Origin of the sequence: Aestuariivivens insulae, assembly GCF_022662195.1 — a bacterium.
Lineage (GTDB): Bacteria > Bacteroidota > Bacteroidia > Flavobacteriales > Flavobacteriaceae > Aestuariivivens > Aestuariivivens insulae.
The window spans coordinates 42,398-63,547 of the sequence record NZ_JAKMCS010000017.1 but is presented as its reverse complement, the minus strand read 5'-3'; the positions used below and the strand labels follow the sequence as shown (position 1 = coordinate 63,547).

Sequence of the window (21,150 nt, the reverse complement as noted above, 5' to 3'; positions counted from 1 at the left end):
TTATTAATTTTTGTGGCTTTTAACTGGATGGTTTTTTTATTATTTAGTTAAAGGTTAAAACCCTGCCTTTGCCGGCAGGCAGGTGCAATGTCCAAACTATCATAATGCTCACATGTTTTTATTTTGAAGATAGGAGTTCGTGCACCTTCGATTTTGGTTGGGTTTGCAACTTAATGTCAATGGGTATTTCAAATGAAAAAAAATATGTACTTTTGCACAAATAATACGGAATGTATAAACTGTTACTTCGCCCTTTTTTCTTTGCGTTCGACCCAGAAAAAATCCATCATTTCACCTTTTCATTAATACAATTCACTTCTAAAATCCCAGGATTTAAAGCACTTTTTAGAAGCTTGTATGTGGTGAATGACAAGCGGTTGGAACGTCATCTCTTCGGATTAACCTTTAAAAATCCAGTAGGACTGGCAGCGGGCTTTGATAAAAATGCCGTGTTGTATAATGAGTTGGCTAATTTTGGATTTGGTTTTATTGAAATAGGTACCGTAACCCCTAAAGGACAATCTGGAAATCCAAAAAAACGATTGTTTAGGCTAAAGGCAGACCAAGGCATTATTAACCGTATGGGATTTAATAATGAAGGTGTGGAAGCTGCTATTGCCCAGTTAAAGAAAAACAAAGGGCAATTGATTATTGGAGGCAACATTGGTAAAAATACAACAACCAAACCCGAAGACTATACCAAGGATTATTTAGCATGTTTTAATGCCCTGCACCCTTATGTAGACTATTTTGTGCTTAATGTGAGTTGCCCCAATGTGGGAAGCCATGCCAAATTAAATGATAAGGATTATTTGGAAGAGCTTATTGGTGAGGTGCAAAAGGCCAATTCAAATTTTGAAAAGCAAAAACCTATTCTTCTTAAAATAGCACCAGACTTGAATAATGGTCAGTTAGATGAAATTATTGAATTGGTAACAAGCACCAAATTAGATGGTGTGATCGCAAGTAATACCTCTACAGACCGAACCGGTTTAAAGGCTTCAAAAGCACAACTAGAAGCTATTGGCAATGGTGGGTTAAGCGGGCAACCTATTAAAGCGAAAAGTACTCAAGTAATACAATATCTGTCTGAAAAGAGCAATAAAGCCTTTCCAATAATTGGTGTTGGGGGTATACATTCGGCAAAAGATGCCCTAGAAAAAATTGAAGCTGGTGCCGATTTGGTACAGGTGTATACCGGGTTTATTTATGAAGGGCCTTCTCTGGTTAAGGCTATCAATAAAGCATTATTGGAGCACTAATTTTAGTGTTTTGTGTTGATCATTATCTGCTTTTAATCGCACAAAATAAATACCTTTTGGGGATTGGTAAAGGTTTATAGGTTGGGTAGCCTTAATGCATTTAATTAATTCACCAAGGACATTATAGACTTCTATGGTTTTTAACTGGATCTTTTTGGGGTTAGAAATAACTATTTCACCATGGGTTGGATTAGGATAAATGGAAAGGGTTTCAAAATTGGATTTGTCGACGTTCAAAACAGATTGTAATGTTACCGTAAGCGAACCAATAACGTTGCCGTTAAAGGGAGTCCCATTGATTTTATAAATACCAACAGGCGGATTGCTTGCTATATTGTCCGATGTATAATCGATGCCATCGTCCGTTCCAGCATCATAAGCATAAACATCCATTGAAAATGAAGGTTTCCAATTGGTGTTATCTTCAGTTCTTAAGTTTAAGCTGTTTATCGCAATAAACCAATCTGGACTTGGCGCTACCATAGAAACAAGTGTTAGCAAGGGGTAGCTTTCATTAACTTGAACATTGGTAAGGGTAGCCGAACTAATTGCTGCGTGTAGTGAAAAAGACTGTTGTAACCATTGGTTTGCCCTGTAGGAATCAATGGCATTGTTAACTTCATTTTGAAAATTGGTATTGGAACCTAATTCGGCAACATTTTTAATCCCATCGCTAGCGAGCTGGCCTAGTTCCAAAAATTCATTTGCAGTGTTGTGTGTGGCGCCAACTAAATCGGACCAATGTGCATTATTGGGAATGGAAGTGTGGTCGGTAGCATTCCAAATACTTGTAAAGGTAACATCATAAATTGCCGTGCTTTGCCCATAAACGATTGAGTAAAGGCAAAGTAAAGGCAAAATAAAAATGACTCTTAACATATAAAATGCTACATTTTTAAGGTAAAGCTTTTATGTCGGTAATAAAGCTTAGGTCTTACAAAAAATAGTGCTATTTTTATCACGATTTAAACAGCATATGACCAAACCAGTTAAAATCATTGAATGTCCGCGCGATGCCATGCAAGGAATAAAGCAGTTTATACCTACCGAAAAAAAGGTGCAGTATATCCAGTCTTTGTTACGTGTGGGTTTTGATACTATTGATTTTGGAAGTTTTGTGTCGCCTAAGGCCATACCGCAAATGGCAGATACGGCAGCGGTGTTATCGCAACTCGATTTAAGCAAAACAACAAGTAAGCTTTTAGCCATTATAGCCAATACAAGAGGGGCTAATGATGCTTGTATGCATCAAGCGATAGATTATTTGGGCTATCCGTTTTCTATATCCGAAAACTTTCAAATGCGTAATACCCATAAAACCATAGCGCAATCGGTAGTAGTACTTTCAGAAATTTTAGAAATAGCCAATAAGCATAACAAGCAAGTGGTGGTATATATTTCTATGGGCTTTGGAAATCCGTATGGAGACCCATGGAATGTTGAGATAGTAGGGGAGTGGACAGAAAAACTAGCTAATATGGGGGTAAATATATTGTCACTAAGCGATACTGTAGGAACGTCTACACCCGAAATTATAGCGTACTTGTTTTCAAACTTAATTCCTTTATATCCCAATATTGAATTTGGAGCCCATTTGCATACCACGCCCTCCAGTTGGTTTGAGAAAATAGATGCTGCTTACAAGGCTGGTTGTAACCGTTTTGATGGTGCCATACAGGGGTTTGGTGGTTGCCCTATGGCAAAAGACGAACTTACGGGTAATATGCCTTCCGAAAAGTTATTATCTTACTTTACTTCTAACAAAAATAACACCCTCAATGCACTTAGTTTTGAGAGTGCTTATAATGAAGCTTCTAAAATATTTAATTTTTATCATTGATTTTATTGGTTCAAAAAAGAATTAAAACCATGCACTTTAGTGTATTTAGGGACTAAAATTTTAAAGTCACGAATTCTCAACTATTTTAATCATTCAGTAAAAGTCGCCAACAAAATTAAATTTACTTTGGGGAGCTTTGCGCTTCTATGCAGCCATATATTTCAATATAAACACAGCGTACAGAAGATCACAAAGGGCACCGAGAGTATCAATTTTGGGTTAGCAAGTTTTTGGTGATCAACCCCCTTTCATTAAAAACATTTGTGAATTCGTGGCAAAAAAAAAGCACATTTAAAGCTTCAGTTTTGAGAGTGCTTATAATGAAGCTTCTAAAATATTTAATTTTTACCATTAATTTTTAAGGGTGTAAAATACTGTAAATAAGAGTGATATGTGTTTTTTAAAAAGTTTATTTAAATTTAATCTAAATAAACTTTGCTTAAGTAATTATGTGTTTTATCTTTGCGGCTTCAAATCAATTATTATTTATATTAAATCTAAATAAAGATAAAATTTTAATCAAACCATGAGAAAATTAACTTTACTTTTTACAATTTTTGCTGTTTCTATTACTTATGCGCAAACAATACAGGATTCTATAACATTCGATCCACAAAAACAAATTAATGCTGCCCAACGTCTTTTATCAGGGAATTATGGCAAGGCAGTTACTGTTGGAGCTTATGGGGAACTAACTTATAATCAGCCAGAGTCACAAAACGGTGAATTGGATGTACAACGTTTGGTGTTGCTTTTTGGATATAAGTTTAACGACAAGACCCAATTTGTTACAGAATTGGAGCTAGAGCACGTAGAGGAAGTTTTTGTAGAGCAAGCCTTTGTTAACTATGCCGTAGGGTCTAATGTGAGTCTTCGAGGAGGTTTAATGTTAGTGCCAATGGGGATTGTTAATGAGTTTCATGAACCTACAACATTTAATGGCGTAGAGCGTCCAGCGGTAGATAATGTAATTATTCCAACAACATGGAGAGAAATAGGTGTTGGGGTAACGGGTAGGTTTAATGACCTATCTTTGGGGTACCAGGCTTATGTATTTAATGGTTTTAAGTCGACAACTTCTGATGGTGCAGGAGGATTAAGCGGTTTTTTAAAAGGATCTAACGGTTTACGTGGCGGTCGTCAAAAAGCTATTAAGTCTACAGTAGATAGCCCAACATTATCCTTGAAATTAGATTATTACGGTTTACCAGGCTTACGTTTAGGTCTTGCTGGATATACAGGAAAAACACAAGCCGAAGATGATATAGAAGAACTTGAAGGTGCTAACGTTGGGGTTTCTATGGTAGGTTTAGATGCACGTTATGCCTACCAACGTTTTACTGCTCGCGGACAGTTTATTTATGCAAGTTTAAGTGATACTGAAGCATATAATACAGCCACTGGAAAAGATTTAGGAAGTGCTTTACAAGGTTGGTATTTAGAAGGTGCTTACAATTTATTGCCTCAAGGAAAGCAACAACGCCTATTTGCATTTTTGAGATATGAACAATATGATACCCATGCAGATACCGCTGGAAGTTTAACCAGAAATGATGCTTACAATAGAACAGATATTACAACAGGGCTTAGCTACCATATAGCACCAGGAGTTGTTTTGAAAGGAGATTACCAATTTAGAGATAATGCATTATCTGGTGATAATGTAGATGATAGACTTAATTTTGGAATCGGTGTATGGTTCTAAGACAAGAGATACATTAAGTGTTAACAAGGCTAAGGTAGGATATTTAATGTCCTGCCTTGGCTGTTTGCATTTAGTTGTTTATAAGAATAAATAATTCAATACTTTTGCCACATGAGTTTTAAACAGTTTTCAATAATATTGGTTACGGTTGTTTCGTTTGCTTTCGGATTGCCAAAAAATATTCAGAAGAAAGTGAATGCCACCATAAAGGATACATTTAATATTGAAACGTTCCAGTTTACAAATGTTAGTATTCCAGATGCAGACAAAAAGGATTTGCCCTCCCAATTTGGTGATGATAACTTGTTTAAAATTACAGTAAATGATGGACTTTTAGGTTATGCCTATGTGGCAAAAGCCCCCAGTAAAACAGCTCAGTTCGATTATTTGGTGTTATTGGATAAAGACTTAATTGTACTAAAATCCAAAGTGTTGATTTACCGAGAAGATTACGGAGGGGAGATAGGTAGTAGACGTTGGTTGAAACAATTTATTGGGAAGAAAAAGGGCGACGAGCTTAAATATGGAGATAACATAGTAGCCATATCAGGAGCAACCATTTCGGTGCGTTCTATGACCAATGCAATGAATAATTTATTGCAATCCCTTAAAATACTCGATTCCAAAAACATATTATAAATGCAGTTAAACGGGCTAATATTTACACTTCCAAAAGAGATTAAACTATTAATAGGCGCATTTGTAATAGTTTTGAGTATTGGCTTTTATACGGGTCTATTATTTGTTGGCGAAACCTCTTCAACAAATCCAAATGGTATAGAAGAACACTATTTAGGTAATGAGAATGACGACAATGCAGATGTGATGCACTTTAAAAAAAGTGAACAGGAAATGCTAACCCTGGTTCATAACCATGTGCTGTCTATGTCCATTATCTTCTTTTTATTAGGCATATTGGTTTCCATTACCAAGCTTCCCAAAAAACTGAAATTGTTTTTAATTGTAGAGCCGTTTTTTTCTGTTGTATTTACCTTTGGCGGACTTTATTTGCTATGGAAAGAACTGCTTTGGATGAAATACATCGTTATGTTTTCAGGGATTTTAATGACGCTTACCTTTGCTCTGGCGACTTTTGTTATTTTGTACCAATTGCTTCAAAAAAAAGTGGCTTAAAATAGATTGGTTTTTAGATAAGCCAAATCAAAAAAAATATGTAAATTTGCACGCAATTATAACGTAATTGCACATGACTGCACATCAAAACAAAATAGTAGGGGAAGGCCTTACATACGACGACGTCCTTTTAGTACCAGCATTTTCTGAAGTTTTACCACGAGAAGTAAATATTCAAACAAAGTTTACACGTAACATTACCATTAATGTGCCAATAATTTCGGCTGCAATGGATACGGTTACCGAAAGTAAAATGGCCATAGCTATGGCACAAGAAGGCGGTATAGGCGTACTTCATAAAAACATGACCATTGAAGCGCAGGCGCTTAAAGTTAGGCGGGTGAAACGCGCTGAGAGTGGTATGATCATGGATCCTGTAACGCTCCCTCTTACCGCTAAGGTCATCGAAGCAAAACAATCTATGGCAGAACATGGCATTGGAGGGATTCCTATTGTAGATAATGATGGGACATTAAAAGGTATAGTGACCAATCGAGATTTACGTTTTGAGCATGATAACAAAAAACCTATTGTGGAGGTAATGACAAGTAAAAACTTGGTTACTGCTTCTGTTGGTACTTCTTTAATGGATGCTGAAGCCATTTTGCAGGCTAATAAAATTGAAAAGCTACTTATTGTTGACGATAACTTTAAATTATCAGGGCTTATCACCTTCAGGGATATTACAAAGTTAAGTCAGAAACCAAACGCCAACAAAGACGAATATGGACGTTTGCGTGTTGCCGCAGCCATAGGTGTTACGGCAGATGCAGTTGATAGGGCAGCTGCCTTGGTTAATGCAGGTGTTGATGCTGTTGTGATCGATACAGCACACGGACATACCAAAGGCGTGGTAGGTGTTTTAAAAGAGATAAAGGCTAAGTTTCCGCAGTTGGACGTTATAGTAGGAAATATAGCTACAGGCGAAGCCGCTAAATATTTGGTTGAAGCTGGAGCCGATGCCGTAAAGGTAGGTATTGGGCCAGGTTCTATTTGTACAACGCGGGTTGTTGCAGGAGTTGGATTTCCTCAATTTTCAGCAGTATTGGAAGTGGCCGCAGCGATTAAAGGAACTGGGGTGCCAGTAATTGCCGATGGAGGTATTCGTTATACAGGGGATATTCCAAAAGCAATTGCAGCAGGAGCAGATTGTGTGATGTTAGGCTCACTATTAGCAGGAACTAAAGAATCTCCGGGGGAAACCATCATTTACGAAGGACGAAAGTTTAAGTCCTACCGCGGTATGGGATCTGTAGAGGCCATGAAAGAAGGCAGCAAGGACCGTTATTTCCAAGATGTTGAAGATGATATTAAAAAATTAGTTCCCGAAGGCATTGTGGGACGCGTACCATACAAAGGAGACTTGTATGAGAGCATCCATCAGTTTATAGGTGGCTTAAGAGCGGGTATGGGCTATTGTGGTGCAAAAGATATTGAAACATTAAAAGAAAAGGGACAATTTGTAAAAATAACAGCAAGTGGTATTAACGAAAGTCACCCGCATGATGTTACTATCACTAAAGAATCGCCTAACTATTCAAGATAGAATTATTTAAGCATAACCATATAAAAGCACGACTAATTCAGTCGTGTTTTTTAGTATATACTTGTCCTCTGTGCGGTTTCAAGGCATCACGAATGGGTTTCATCATAGCTTCATCTACCACTAGATAAGCGATGGCGTGAAGGTCGTTCAAGCATTCAACTCCAGTAAGGCTTATATCCAGTTGTTCCGCGGTTATATATTCTTTTAAATGAATTTCATGGTGTACCGCTGTTTTTTGGGCATTGGGGCCACGGAAGTCCCAAATCAGTTTTAATTGTCTCATATATTGATTTTAGAATTTTAAAGATAATGGTTTATAGATTACAGAGTATACTATAAAACCAATTTAAACGTTGTGTTAAACAACTTGTATTATAGGTATATATTGCTATTTTTGTGACTCGCTTAAAAGTTGGTAATCAAAATGAAATTTAAGTATTTTTCAGTTTTAGTAGTTCTGTTTTTTATTCTAGGAAGTAAGGCCCAAACACCAAAAGAGGATATTCTTTTTTCGGTTGATGGAGAACCGGTATATGTTTCAGAGTTTTTGAGGGTTTATAACAAAAACCTTGACTTGGTTCAGGATGAATCCCAAAAAGATGTGGACGAATACCTTACTCTTTTTACCAATTATAAGTTAAAATTGAAGGAAGCTAAGGCTTTGGGTTTAGATGAAAAGGAGAGTTACAAGCGCGAGCTAGCTACCTATAAAAAGCAATTGGCCAATAGTTTTATTTCAGATGCCAAGGTTACCGAAGCATTGGTTAAAGAGGCTTACGAGCGTGTTTCCAACGATGTTAAGGCTAACCATATTTTGGTTAGGGTAGATAAAGATGCGAGTCCGCAAGATACGTTAGCGGCGTATAACCAAATACTAAAGTTAAGGGAGCGTGCTCTTAATGAAGGATTCGACACAGTGAGACAGGAGGTGCATAACGGACAAACCATTTTTGGAGAAGAACTGGGCTATTTTACTGGGTTTAAAATGGTCTATAAATTTGAGAATGCCGCTTATAATACACCTGTTGGTGAAATCTCCCAACCGTTTAGAACCCGATTTGGATATCATATCGTTAAAGTGTTCGATAAAAGAAAGTCCAGGGGAGAACGTACCGTTGCCCATATTATGATTGGACTAAATAGTCAGGATGCCAATGGAGATCCCGAGGCAAGAATTAACGATATTTATAAAAAAATAAATCAAGGCGAAGATTTTGAAGCTTTGGCAAAACAGTTTTCGGATGACAAAAGCTCGGCTCCAAATGGAGGTCGGTTAAAACCATTTTCAGGCGGACAGTTAAGTGCACCAGAATTTGAAGATGTTGCGTTTTCATTGGAACACATAGGAGATGTGTCTAAACCCTTTAAAACTAAATTCGGATGGCATATTGTTAAGCTTTATGGCAAGATCCCTGTAGCGCCTTTTGAGGTTTTAAAACCCGAACTGGAAGCCATGGTAAAACGTGATGATAGGTCTAGGCTTATTGATGAGGCTTTGTACAGTAAACTAAAAAAACAATACCAAATTAGTGATAAGCAACCAGCGTTAGATTATTTTGTATCTATACTAAACGATAACTATTTTAAAAGAACTTGGGAGCTTCCAGAAGATTTTACTCTGAACAAACCACTTGTTAAGATTGGTGATAAGCAGTTTACATATAACGATTTTGGACTGTACTTGTTAAAAAGCCAAAGAGGTTTACAAAAGCGGGAACCATTTAAAATTATGGTTGCTAAACACTATAACGCATTTTTAAATAGCTGTTTAGTTAAATATAAGGAAGATCATTTAGAGTTCGAGAATGAAGAATTTGCCCATATCGTTGACGAATACCGTGATGGTTTATTGCTATTTGATCTTATGGAATCTACCATTTGGAATGCTGCTAATGATTCTACAGAAATTCAAAACTTCTATAAAACCCATAAAGCAAACTATAGTGCACCAGAAAGAATAGACGCTTTGGTGGCATCATCATCTAAGCAAAAGCCGCTTAAAAAAGTGGGCAAGTTACTGGAGCAGGGTATGGCAGTAGACCAAATAAAAAAACTGGTGAACAGTAACGATAATATAGAGGTTATCTTTACCCAAGGTATTATGGAGGCGAGCCATCAGTCACTTCCAAAAGATTACAAGTTTAAAAAAGGATTGTCTAAAATCTATAAGCATAATTCAGGATATGTATTAGTGCAAACCAAAGAGGTGCTTCCAAAAACTTTAAAAGCATTTGAAGATGCTAAAGGAGCGGTGATTAGTGACTATCAAGAGTATAAGGAAATGCAATGGGTTAAGGAGCTGCGTAAGAAGTATAAAGTAATTATAGATGACAAGGTTTTAAATGAAGTAAAAGAGAAGGTAAGGGAAAAATAGTGATCAGTGATCAGTGAACAGTCGCAGTTAACAGTAGTGGATATGGTTGATAATAACATAAGATAATATTTGCAACTTAAGCATCTTAGCAAGAATAAAAGCAAGAAGTTGAAAATTAAATAATAATAACCCCAAATAACAAATAATTATTAGCCTATAGCTAATTAATAATAACAGGAAACATAAGTGAAATTAAGAATTTGGATCATAACGCTAATAAGTGTCGTTCTTGCATCGTGTTCTTTTTTTAAGAAAACAGACGATCGTATTCCAATTGCACGTGTAAACGATTCCTTTTTGTATGAAGACGATATAAAAGACCTAATATCAGAAGGGACCTCGAAAGCAGATAGTACACTGTTGGTGCAAAATTATATTAAAAGTTGGGCAACCCAGCAGTTATTGTTTGATGGGGCTAAACTTAATTTAAGCGAAACCAAACAAGAAACCTTCAACAGATTGGTAAACCAATATAAAAACGATCTGTATGCCAAGGCCTATTTGGAAGCTTTGGTTAGTAGAAGTGTAGATACCGCAGTAGGGTATGATGAAGCTGAAATTTATTATAACGAAAACAAGGATATTTTCAAATTAAATGAAGAACTGGTTAAGTTTAGGTACATTCATGTGGTAGAAAGTATTAATAATTTCAAAACCATAGAACAACGTTTTAAACGTTTTAATGCCGAAGACAAAAAAGAACTGGATTCCATTTCCATTCAGTTTAAATCCTATTCATTAAACGATTCTATTTGGGTAAAAGCAGGTCAGGTTATAGATAAGATACCTGTTTTAAATGCTGGGAACAAAGCCGAATTGTTAAAAAAATCTAATTTTATACAACTCAAAGATTCATTAGGAGTATATTTGATGCAAATTAACGATGTGCTTTTGCGTAATGAAACAGCACCATTGGAGTATGTGAAACCCACTATCGATCAAATCGTTATTAATAAAAGGAAATTAGAGCTAATCAAGCAAATAGAAAAAGACATTACTAAAGATGCAATTAAAAATAAGCAATTTGAGATTTATAAATAATTTAAGGTTACTAGCAGTTGTAGGTGTTGCTATATTTACTGTAAACATAACATTTGCCCAAGAAGTTATAGAAGACGAAAAGAAAGAAGAAGCAAAACCAGTAGCACAAATCGATACAGCTAATGCCACTAAGGTAGATGGTGTAGCGGCAGTTGTGGGTGACTATATTATTTTAGAGTCCGATATCCCCAAAAACAGAATACAATTGGAAGCTGGAGGTTATAATACCAAAGACATTACAGATTGTGAGTTAATGGGTAAACTTCTGGAAGATAAACTATATGCGCACCACGCTATTCAGGATAGTATCCAGGTTTCCGATGCCGAAATAAGAAGACAGGTAGATTATCAAATCGAGCAATTTTTACAGCAAGTTAATGGCTCTATGGAACGGCTTTTGGAATTCTATAAAAAGGATGACGAAAAAAGTTTTAGGGACGAAATGTTTGAAATCAATAAAGCCAATACACTGGCTGCACGTATGCAGGCCAAAGTTATTGAAGAGGTAGAGGTAACGCCAGAGGAAGTAAGAACGTTTTTTAATAACATTCCCAAGGATAAGCGGCCAACATTTGGTACCACATTAAAAGTAGCCCGAATAGTAGCTAAGCCTAAAGTTTCAGAAGAAGAAAAACAAAAAGTAATAGACAGACTTAAAGAATTTAAGGCCGATGTCGAGGAGAATGGAGCTAGTTTTCGTTCTAAGGTTATTTTATATGGTGAAGACCCAGGCTTAAAGCAATCAGGATATAAATACACCCTAAATAGAAAGCAACCAAGAATGGTTAAAGAATTTAGGCAAGTGGCTTTCTCTTTACAAGAAGGGGAAATATCGGAACCGTTTGAAACCGATTTTGGATTTCACATCATTCAATTGTTAAAAATTAGAGGACAAGAGTACGATGTAAGCCATGTTTTGTTAAGGCCCAAAGTATCCAATGAAGCAGTTCAAGAGGCAAAAGAACGATTGGAAAAAGTAAGAGAGCGTATTGTTAACGGTGATATTTCTTTTGCCGATGCGGCTCGGGAAGCTAGTGATGAAGAAGAAACCCGTGCTGAAGGTGGACTGTTGATAAATCCAGAAACACAAGATTATAATTTTGAACTAACCAAAATGGACCCAGGATTATATGCTCAAATACAAAATTTGGAAGATGGAGAAGTAAGTTTAGTGTTAACAGATCAAGAAAGGACGGGTGATATTAAATTTATCATCTTGACAGTTTCCGATAGAGTGGATGAGCATGAAGCCGATTATGCCCAGGATTTTTTGAAAATTAAAAGATTGGCCGAAGATGAAAAGAAACTTAAGGCTATAGAAAAATGGCAAGCAGAAAAGATCATGGATACCTACATTAAAATAGGTGGAGCCTATAGAGATTGTGAGTTTTCTAGTAACTGGTTAAAAAAATAATACATGTCTGATGTTGCTGCCATAGAACAATTTGTAAAACGCTACAACCATTTAAAAACAGAAATAGCCAAGGTTATTGTTGGTCAAGATGAAGTGATCGACCAAATATTAATCTCCATATTTTCTGGTGGACACTCCTTATTGATAGGCGTACCTGGTTTGGCTAAAACATTAATGGTAAATACCATAGCCCAGGCTTTAGGGCTGGACTTTAAACGTATTCAGTTTACACCAGATTTAATGCCAAGTGATATTTTAGGAAGCGAAATACTAGATGAAGACCGCCATTTTAAATTTATAAAAGGTCCCATTTTCGCAAATATCATTTTAGCCGATGAAATAAATAGAACACCGCCCAAAACCCAAGCCGCTTTATTAGAGGCCATGCAGGAACGTGCCGTAACTGTGGCAGGACATCATTATAAGTTAAGTTTGCCCTATTTTGTATTGGCCACCCAAAACCCTATCGAGCAAGAAGGGACCTATCCGTTGCCAGAAGCTCAGTTGGACCGTTTTATGTTTGCCATTAATTTGGGTTATCCTTCTTTTGAAGAAGAGGTACAGGTAGTAAAAACAACAACAGCCGATGAAGAGCAGAAAGTAAACGCCTTGTTTACAGCACAGGAAATTATTGATTTCCAACATTTAATACGCCGTATCCCAGTAGCCGATAATGTTATAGAGTATGCGGTATCCATGGTTGGAAAAACAAGACCGGATAGCCCTTCTGCTACCGATTTGGTAAAAACTTACATCGATTGGGGCGCGGGACCACGGGCATCGCAAAACCTAATATTGGCTGCTAAAACACATGCAGCCATTAATGGTAAGTTTTCTCCAGATATGGAAAACGTTCAGGCTGTAGCCCATAGTATTTTAAGGCATCGTATCATCAAAAATTATAAAGCCGAAGCCGAAGGCATTACCGAAAATCAAATTATAGAAAACTTGTTTTAAAAAAAGTAGTACATTGATGCCTGTTTTCAATGGACTCTTTTAGATTTTTTGGATTGAAGCGAAAATTAGGTATTTTTTGTACAGTTGAAGGTTTTTTTGAGTTGCATAGCAAGGCTACGGAAGAAGAAAAAGACAAAGAATGTGCAAAAAAGAGCAATTTTATAGCCAATCGAAAAAGTCTAAATGAGTTCAACATATTCAAATAAAACAAATAGAATATTTGGTCTGGACGTAATGAGGGCAATAGCAATTGCTATGGTAGTCCTGTCCCATACTACTTATATTTTTCAAGGATACCATTTGCAGGTTGTGCAGTTAATGGGAATACAAGGTGTTGAGCTTTTTTTTGTTCTCAGTGGGTTTCTCATTGGCGGCATTCTCATGCGTTTGTTTAATGCCACTTATTTTTCTAGAACAACCTTGGTTTACTTTTGGGTAAGGCGTTGGTTTAGAACATTGCCTCTGTATTTTTTAATGCTCGTGGTCAATATTCTTATAGCTGTAGTAGTGGGCTATGGATTACCCGACAGCCTTTGGAAATATGTGTTTTTTCTTCAGAATTTTAATAAATCCCATATCCCGTTTTTTCCCGAATCGTGGAGCTTGTCGGTAGAAGAATATGCTTATGTATTAGCTCCAATTGGCCTTTATATTGCTTCTAAACTATTTAAAAATAGAAAAGAAAAAGACACATTGTTTTTGAAAACTTCAATTGTTTTGGTCTTACTTTTCTTTGTTTCTAAATGTTATTATTACCTCTCAACAATTGATGTAGAGCAATCTGTATCCTTATGGAATTCCAATTTGAAAGCAATAGTGGTTTATAGGTTGGATGCTATTCTCTATGGATTTATCTTGGTGTATTACTTCAATAAGTATAAAACAAAAATAGAACGTTTAAAAGAAGTGCTTTTCTTTTTTGGAATAACTTTAAGCTTTTTTGTTTTGATGGTAATGCCTTTGTTGGGCGGAACAATAGAAAAACTGCCTTTCTTTTGGAATGTCTTGCTTTTGCCCCTTAACTCCATAGCTATTTGCCTAATGTTACCCCTGTTTTACTTTTTGAATCCTCCTAAAAAAAGATTGGCAGAGATGATAAAAAGAGTCAGTTTATATTCGTATGCGATGTACCTGCTACATTATACATTTGTGTTGTACTTAATGCAACTACTTCTAGATTTTGGCAGTTTAAATGTATTGCAACGTATTATTTCTGTGCTTGCTTATCTAATAATAACCTATGTCTTGTCCAAATGGGTGTATATTTATTTTGAAAGACCTTTAACCAATTTAAGGGATGCGTTCAGAATTAAGCAATTTTTCAAGACTAAAATTGTTAAAAAATAATTTTGAACTCCTAAAAAATAGTAAAAATTCAATCATATTAATTTATAATATAACTATAATAAATTTGTATGGTTGGCATAGCATTCTTAAGGGTTTATTTTTAAAACTTTGCATAAAATCAGTACTTTTGCTGGGCTTAAAAAACTAAATTAAAAGGGCTTTGATATAACATGTGATATCTGTTCGGGTTAACTGTACAGATAGCGTGTTAATCTTTAACGAGTCCATAAAAATCATAATAACTTCTTTTATGAACACTTATCAAGATTATCTTAAAGAAATAGAGCAAAGACAAGCTCAAGGTTTACACCCTAAACCTATAGAAGGCGCAGCATTAATCGCCGAAATTATAGAGCAAATTAAAGACACCAATAATGCATATAGAGAAGATTCACTTAAATTCTTCATTTATAATGTTGTTCCGGGAACAACAGGAGCAGCAGGTGTGAAAGCTAAGTTCTTAAAAGAAATTATTCTGGGTAATGTGGTGGTAGAGGAAATTACGCCAACATTTTCTTTTGAATTGCTATCGCACATGAAGGGAGGTCCTTCTATTGAAGTGCTTTTAGATATAGCATTGGGGACAGATGAGGTAATAGCTAAGCAAGCTGCAGAAGTTTTAAAAACACAAGTATTTTTATACGATGCAGATACGGCTCGTTTGGAAGAAGCATATAAAGCAGGGAATGCCATAGCCATAGAATTAATAGAAAGTTATGCCAAGGCAGAATTTTTTACTAAACTGCCAGAGGTTGACGAAAAAATTGATATCGTAACTTTTATTGCGGGAACAGGTGATATTTCTACCGATTTACTTTCACCGGGAGCCGATGCACACTCAAGATCGGACCGCGAGTTACATGGTCAGTGTATTTTTGAGCATAATAAGGACATGCAAAAAGCACTTTCTGAGCTTAAAGCACAACACCCAGAAAAGCGTGTGATGTTAATTGCCGAAAAAGGTACAATGGGAGTAGGTTCTTCTAGAATGTCTGGTGTAAACAACGTGGCATTATGGACAGGGGTTCAAGCCAGTCCATACGTTCCGTTTATTAATATAGCGCCTATTATTGCTGGTACTAATGGTATTTCCCCAATTTTCTTAACGACTGTTGGCGTAACTGGTGGAATCGGAATAGACCTTAAAAACTGGGTTAAGAAAACCGATGCAGAAGGCAATACCGTTGTAGATGAAAATGGAGATCCTGTTTTAGAACAAGTATATTCAGTTGAAACAGGTACAGTTTTAACCATCAATACCAAAACAAAAAAACTATACAACGGGGATGTAGAATTGAAAGACATCTCTGCAGCGCTTACGCCCCAGAAAATGGAGTTTATTAAAGCGGGTGGTTCGTATGCAGTTGTATTTGGGAAAAAATTACAAACATTTGCAGCTGGCGTTCTAGGTGTTGAAGCGCCTACAGTTTACGCCCCTTCAAAAGAAATTTCTATAGAAGGTCAAGGGCTTACTGCTGTAGAAAAAATATTCAATAAAAATGCCGTTGGAACTACACCGGGTAAAACCTTGCATGCAGGATCGGACGTTCGTGTTGAAGTGAACATTGTAGGTTCGCAAGATACTACTGGTTTAATGACTTCGCAGGAATTGGAAGCCATGGCAGCTACAACAATTTCTCCAATTGTTGATGGAGCTTACCAGTCGGGGTGTCATACCGCTTCGGTTTGGGACGATAAGTCTAAGGCTAACATTCCTAAGCTAATGAAATTTATGAATGATTTCGGTTTAATTACAGCACGAGACCCAAAAGGGGAGTACCATGCTATGACCGATGTGATTCATAAGGTACTTAACGATATTACTATTGACGATTGGGCTATCATAATTGGTGGAGACTCCCACACGCGTATGTCTAAAGGGGTTGCTTTTGGAGCCGATTCAGGAACCGTAGCCTTAGCCTTGGCTACTGGAGAGGCTACTATGCCAATTCCAGAATCTGTTAAGGTAACCTTTAAAGGAAATATGAGAAGTTACATGGACTTCCGAGATGTGGTGCATGCAACGCAACAACAAATGTTAAAGCAATTTGGTGGAGAAAACGTATTCCAGGGAAGAGTTATAGAAGTGCATATAGGTACGTTAACGTCAGACCAAGCCTTTACATTTACAGACTGGACGGCTGAAATGAAAGCCAAGGCGTCTATCTGTATTTCAGAAGATGAGACTTTAATTGAATCTTTAGAAATTGCAAGGGACCGTATCCAAATCATGATTGATAAGGGAATGGATAATGCTAAGCAAGTTCTTAAAGGCCTAGTAGATAAAGCGAACACGAGAATCCAAGAAATTAAAACAGGAATAAAATCGGCTTTAAGACCAGATGCTAATGCTAAGTATTATGCAGAGGTGGTTGTTGATTTAGATGAGATTGCAGAACCAATGATTGCAGATCCAGATGTAAACAACGATGATGTGTCTAAGCGTTATACCCACGATACTATTCGTCCGCTTTCATACTATGGAGGAACTAAAAAGGTTGACCTTGGTTTTGTAGGGTCTTGTATGGTACATAAAGGGGATATGAAAATTTTAGCCCAAATGTTGAAAAACATTGAGGCACAAGAAGGAAAAGTAGAGTTTAATGCGCCGTTGGTAGTAGCTCCTCCTACATACAATATTGTTGATGAATTAAAAGCAGAAGGTGACTGGGAAGTACTAGAGAAATACTCAGGATTTGTATTTGATGATAGCGCCCCTAAAGCAGCGGCACGTACCAAGTACGAAAACATGTTGTACTTAGAGCGTCCGGGATGTAACCTATGTATGGGGAACCAAGAAAAAGCAGAGCCAGGTGATACGGTAATGGCGACATCAACCCGTTTATTCCAAGGAAGAGTGGTAAAAGATTCCAATGAGAAGAAAGGAGAATCATTATTGTCATCTACACCTGTGGTTGTACTTTCTACTATTTTAGGAAGAACGCCAACTATGGAAGAGTATGAAACCGCTGTAGATGGTATTGTTTTAACTAGATTTGCGCCATCGCAAAAGCAATTGGTAAAATAAACCTAAGCATAATTAAAAGAGCTTCTCACTACTTGTATCGAGGGTTCCGTTGAAATTGCCATCCCCATGAAAAGGGGAGTCTAAATAGAAGTCCGAGTTTTTTAAACTCGGACTTTTTTTATGCCCTATATTGATGTATGTTTTGTTTTACAAACCAAGGAACTTTATGTTTTTCAATCGAGTAGTTATTTCGTATATTGTGGAGACAAAATAAATTGAAATAAACACAAGATTTTATGGCATTTGATATTGATATGATAAAGGGTGTTTACGACCAAATGGCCGAACGAGTGGATAAAGCACGTGAGGTGGTTGGTAAGCCATTAACACTTTCAGAAAAGATTTTATACAACCATTTATGGGATGGAAATCCAACAAAGGCTTTTGTAAGGGGCAAGGATTATGTAGACTTTGCTCCAGATAGAATTGCATGCCAAGATGCGACGGCTCAAATGGCTTTGTTACAGTTCATGCAGGCAGGTAAAAGTAAGGTGGCAGTGCCTACTACGGTACATTGCGATCACTTGATTCAAGCTAAAGAAGGCGCAGCAATAGATTTAAAACATGCTAATAATGTAAGTAGCGAAGTGTTTAACTTTTTAGAATCCGTTTCCAATAAATATGGTATAGGCTTCTGGAAACCAGGAGCAGGAATTATCCATCAGGTTGTTTTGGAAAACTATGCTTTTCCTGGAGGTATGATGATTGGTACCGACTCGCATACGGTGAATGCCGGAGGACTGGGCATGGTGGCCATTGGAGTAGGTGGTGCCGATGCCGTGGATGTTATGGCAGGTATGGCCTGGGAACTTAAATTCCCTAAGCTTATTGGGGTTAAGTTAACAGGAAAATTGTCTGGATGGACAGCCCCAAAGGATGTGATTTTAAAAGTGGCCGAAATCCTTACCGTAAAAGGGGGAACAGGAGCCATTGTAGAATATTTTGGACCAGGGGCAACGGCTATGTCATGTACGGGTAAAGGAACCATCTGTAACATGGGGGCCGAAATAGGCGCTACAACTTCTACCTTTGGTTACGACGAGTCTATGGAGCGTTACTTACGGGCTACCGACAGAACAGATGTGGCAGATGCAGCAAATAAAGTGAAAGACTATTTAACGGCAGATCCAGAGGTTTATGCTAACCCTGAGCAATATTTCGATCAAGTTATTGAAATTAATTTATCAGAGTTAAGTCCATTACTAAATGGACCGTTCACCCCAGATTTATCCACACCAGTAGGTAAAGCCATGAATGAAAAAGCAAAAGCTAATGATTGGCCAATTAAAGTGGAGTGGGGATTAATAGGGTCTTGTACCAACTCATCATATGAAGATTTATCCCGTGCCTCATCCATAGCCCAACAAGCTTTGGATAAAGGCCTTAAAACAAAAGCCGAGTTTGGTATTAACCCAGGTTCTGAGCAAGTGCGTTACACAGCCGAACGCGATGGCATTCTTGAAGTTTTTGAAAAACTGGATGCCAAGATATTCACTAATGCCTGTGGCCCATGTATAGGACAATGGGCACGTTACAGCGACCCTAAAAACGCACCTAAGAACAGTATTGTACACTCCTTTAACCGAAACTTCGCCAAGCGGGCCGATGGAAATCCTAATACACATGCCTTTGTGGCCTCACCAGAATTAACCGCTGCCATAGCTATAGCAGGGCGTTTGGATTTTAACCCTTTAACCGATAAGCTCATCAATGAAAATGGAGAAGAAGTTATGTTAGACGAACCAACAGGATGGGAATTACCGCCTAAAGGTTTTGAAGTAAAGGATAATGGTTATTTAGAACCAGAAGAAGATGGTAGCCATGTTAAGGTTGAAGTTAAGGACAATTCGGAGCGTTTACAACTGTTAACGCCGTTTGAGCCTATAGGAGATACAATTACGGGAGCGAAGCTATTAATAAAGGCTTTGGGTAAATGTACTACCGATCATATTTCTATGGCGGGACCCTGGTTACGTTTTAGAGGGCATTTAGATAATATCGCCAACAACACGTTAATAGGCGCTGTAAACGCCTTCAATCAAAAAACCAATTTCGTTAAGAACCAACTAACGGGAGAGTATGGCGGTGTGCCAGATGTACAGCGAGAATATAAAAAGGCCGGGATAAAAACCGTTGTTGTTGGGGATCATAACTACGGTGAAGGGTCTTCACGTGAGCATGCAGCTATGCAGCCAAGACACTTAGGAGTGGTGGCCGTTATTGTAAAATCGTTTGCTCGAATACATGAAACTAACCTTAAAAAGCAAGGGATGTTAGGGTTAACCTTTGCCAATGAAAACGATTACGATTTAATTCAGGAAGATGATACCTTCAACTTTTTGGATTTAAATGAATTTGCACCAGATAAGCCATTAACCCTGGAAGTGGTTCATGCCGATGGTACAAAGCATACCATCAAATTAAATCATTCGTATAACGATGCGCAAATTGCATGGTATAAAGAAGGTTCTGCATTGAACTTAATTAAAAAGCAAAACGCTTAATAAAATTAATGATTTAGATTATATTTAGGCCTGTTAGGTTTTTCCTGGCAGGCCTTTTTTTATGCAATGATTTTAAAGCACTTTTTATGAATACTAGAGCCGAACAACTTAAAGCTTTCGATAGACTTTTAACCATCATGGATGAGTTACGCGAACAATGCCCATGGGATAAAAAACAGACTATGGAGTCGCTACGTCATTTAACCATTGAAGAAACCTATGAACTTGGCGATGCTATTTTAGATAATGATTTAGATGAAGTTAAAAAGGAGTTGGGAGATGTTTTGTTGCACATCGTGTTTTATGCTAAAATAGGAAGTGAAACCCAAGATTTTGATATTGCCGATGTATGTAACAGCATATGCGACAAGTTAGTGGATAGACACCCCCATATTTATGGTGATGTGAAAGTAGAAAATGAAGAGGATGTAAAGCGTAATTGGGAAAAATTAAAATTAAAAGAAGGGAAAACCAGTGTGTTGGAAGGTGTGCCCAAAAGTTTGCCGGCCTTAGTAAAAGCCAATAGAATTCAAGATAAAGTGGCAGGTGTAGGTTTCGATTGGGAAGCACCTAACCAAGTATGGGAAAAGGTAGAGGAAGAACTCAATGAATTTAAAGCAGAGGTCAAGGCTGGAGATAAAGACGCCATAGAAAGTGAATTTGGCGATGTGTTGTTCTCTATGGTCAACTATGCTCGTTTTTTAAATATTAATCCAGAAAATGCACTGGAACGAACCAATAAGAAGTTTTCAAAACGGTTTCAATACTTGGAAAGTAAAGCCAAAAGCCTTAATAAACCTTTAAAAGAAATGACCTTGGCCGAAATGGATGTGTTTTGGGAAGAGGCCAAGACTCTATAACCGGATATGAGGCCTCTATGTTCTTTCTAAGGGGGCATTTACCTTGTGTTATTGAGGGGATTCGAAGGGAAAAAATCTTATCAACAGGATTTCCGTTTTAGCTCTTAAATAAAAATGTGCTGCGTTGAGCCTGTCGAA

The 21,150-nt window shown here is 37.2% G+C and carries 16 protein-coding genes; 14 read left to right on the top strand and 2 right to left on the bottom strand.

What is annotated here, in order from left to right:
- The first annotated feature begins 230 nt into the window (after window positions 1–230).
- On the top strand, window positions 231–1,262 hold the full coding sequence (locus tag MR062_RS15875; protein WP_242206055.1) for a quinone-dependent dihydroorotate dehydrogenase: 1,032 nt from the start codon (window positions 231–233) through the stop codon (window positions 1,260–1,262).
- Here MR062_RS15875 and MR062_RS15870 read toward each other — a convergent pair.
- Entirely contained in the window at window positions 1,248–2,141 is an 894-nt protein-coding gene (locus tag MR062_RS15870) for a spondin domain-containing protein (protein ID WP_242206053.1), read from the bottom strand. The genes MR062_RS15875 and MR062_RS15870 overlap by 15 nt on opposite strands.
- 97 nt (window positions 2,142–2,238) lie before the next feature.
- Here MR062_RS15870 and MR062_RS15865 point away from each other — a divergent pair, with 97 nt between their 5' ends.
- The 5 genes from MR062_RS15865 (at window position 2,239) to guaB (ending at window position 7,487) form a co-directional block, all read left to right on the top strand.
- Window positions 2,239–3,102, top strand: a complete 864-nt coding sequence (locus tag MR062_RS15865) for a hydroxymethylglutaryl-CoA lyase (RefSeq protein ID WP_242206050.1) — start codon at window positions 2,239–2,241, stop codon at window positions 3,100–3,102.
- Between the two features lie 526 nt (window positions 3,103–3,628).
- Entirely contained in the window at window positions 3,629–4,807 is a 1,179-nt protein-coding gene (locus MR062_RS15860; RefSeq protein WP_242206048.1) for a hypothetical protein, read from the top strand.
- Window positions 4,808–4,918: 111 nt separating this feature from the next.
- The gene (locus MR062_RS15855) at window positions 4,919–5,446 is read left to right on the top strand and encodes an FMN-binding protein (RefSeq protein ID WP_242206047.1); all 528 of its coding nucleotides are present in this window, start codon (window positions 4,919–4,921) and stop codon (window positions 5,444–5,446) included.
- Complete coding sequence (locus tag MR062_RS15850; protein ID WP_242206045.1) at window positions 5,447–5,941, top strand: hypothetical protein; 495 nt, start codon at window positions 5,447–5,449, stop codon at window positions 5,939–5,941.
- A 73-nt stretch (window positions 5,942–6,014) separates the two neighbouring features.
- Window positions 6,015–7,487: an IMP dehydrogenase gene (guaB, locus tag MR062_RS15845; protein ID WP_242206042.1), complete on the top strand. Its 1,473-nt coding sequence runs from the start codon at window positions 6,015–6,017 to the stop codon at window positions 7,485–7,487.
- 37 nt (window positions 7,488–7,524) lie between these two features.
- On the opposite strand, the gene MR062_RS15840 is transcribed toward guaB, so the two are convergent.
- The gene (locus MR062_RS15840; RefSeq protein WP_242206040.1) at window positions 7,525–7,770 is read right to left on the bottom strand and encodes a hypothetical protein; all 246 of its coding nucleotides are present in this window, start codon (window positions 7,768–7,770) and stop codon (window positions 7,525–7,527) included.
- A gap of 141 nt (window positions 7,771–7,911) precedes the next feature.
- Between MR062_RS15840 and MR062_RS15835 the strand changes: the two genes are divergently transcribed.
- From MR062_RS15835 to mazG, 8 genes are all read left to right on the top strand, one after another.
- Window positions 7,912–9,861: a peptidylprolyl isomerase gene (locus MR062_RS15835; RefSeq protein ID WP_242206038.1), complete on the top strand. Its 1,950-nt coding sequence runs from the start codon at window positions 7,912–7,914 to the stop codon at window positions 9,859–9,861.
- 186 nt (window positions 9,862–10,047) lie between these two features.
- Window positions 10,048–10,902, top strand: a complete 855-nt coding sequence (locus MR062_RS15830) for a peptidyl-prolyl cis-trans isomerase (protein ID WP_242206036.1) — start codon at window positions 10,048–10,050, stop codon at window positions 10,900–10,902.
- On the top strand, window positions 10,865–12,316 hold the full coding sequence (locus MR062_RS15825; RefSeq protein WP_242206034.1) for a peptidylprolyl isomerase: 1,452 nt from the start codon (window positions 10,865–10,867) through the stop codon (window positions 12,314–12,316). Before MR062_RS15830 ends, MR062_RS15825 begins: the two co-directional genes overlap by 38 nt.
- A gap of 3 nt (window positions 12,317–12,319) precedes the next feature.
- Window positions 12,320–13,273, top strand: coding sequence for an AAA family ATPase (locus tag MR062_RS15820; RefSeq protein WP_242206032.1), 954 nt, complete (start codon window positions 12,320–12,322; stop codon window positions 13,271–13,273).
- 183 nt (window positions 13,274–13,456) lie between these two features.
- The gene (locus MR062_RS15815; RefSeq protein WP_242206030.1) at window positions 13,457–14,620 is read left to right on the top strand and encodes an acyltransferase family protein; all 1,164 of its coding nucleotides are present in this window, start codon (window positions 13,457–13,459) and stop codon (window positions 14,618–14,620) included.
- A gap of 250 nt (window positions 14,621–14,870) precedes the next feature.
- A complete protein-coding gene (locus MR062_RS15810; RefSeq protein ID WP_242206028.1) occupies window positions 14,871–17,648 on the top strand; it encodes a bifunctional aconitate hydratase 2/2-methylisocitrate dehydratase in 2,778 nt (925 codons plus the stop codon).
- Window positions 17,649–17,884: 236 nt separating this feature from the next.
- Window positions 17,885–20,152, top strand: a complete 2,268-nt coding sequence (locus tag MR062_RS15805) for an aconitate hydratase (RefSeq protein WP_242206026.1) — start codon at window positions 17,885–17,887, stop codon at window positions 20,150–20,152.
- An 86-nt stretch (window positions 20,153–20,238) separates the two neighbouring features.
- A complete protein-coding gene (gene mazG / locus MR062_RS15800; RefSeq protein ID WP_242206025.1) occupies window positions 20,239–21,012 on the top strand; it encodes a nucleoside triphosphate pyrophosphohydrolase in 774 nt (257 codons plus the stop codon).
- Window positions 21,013–21,150: the final 138 nt, after the last annotated feature.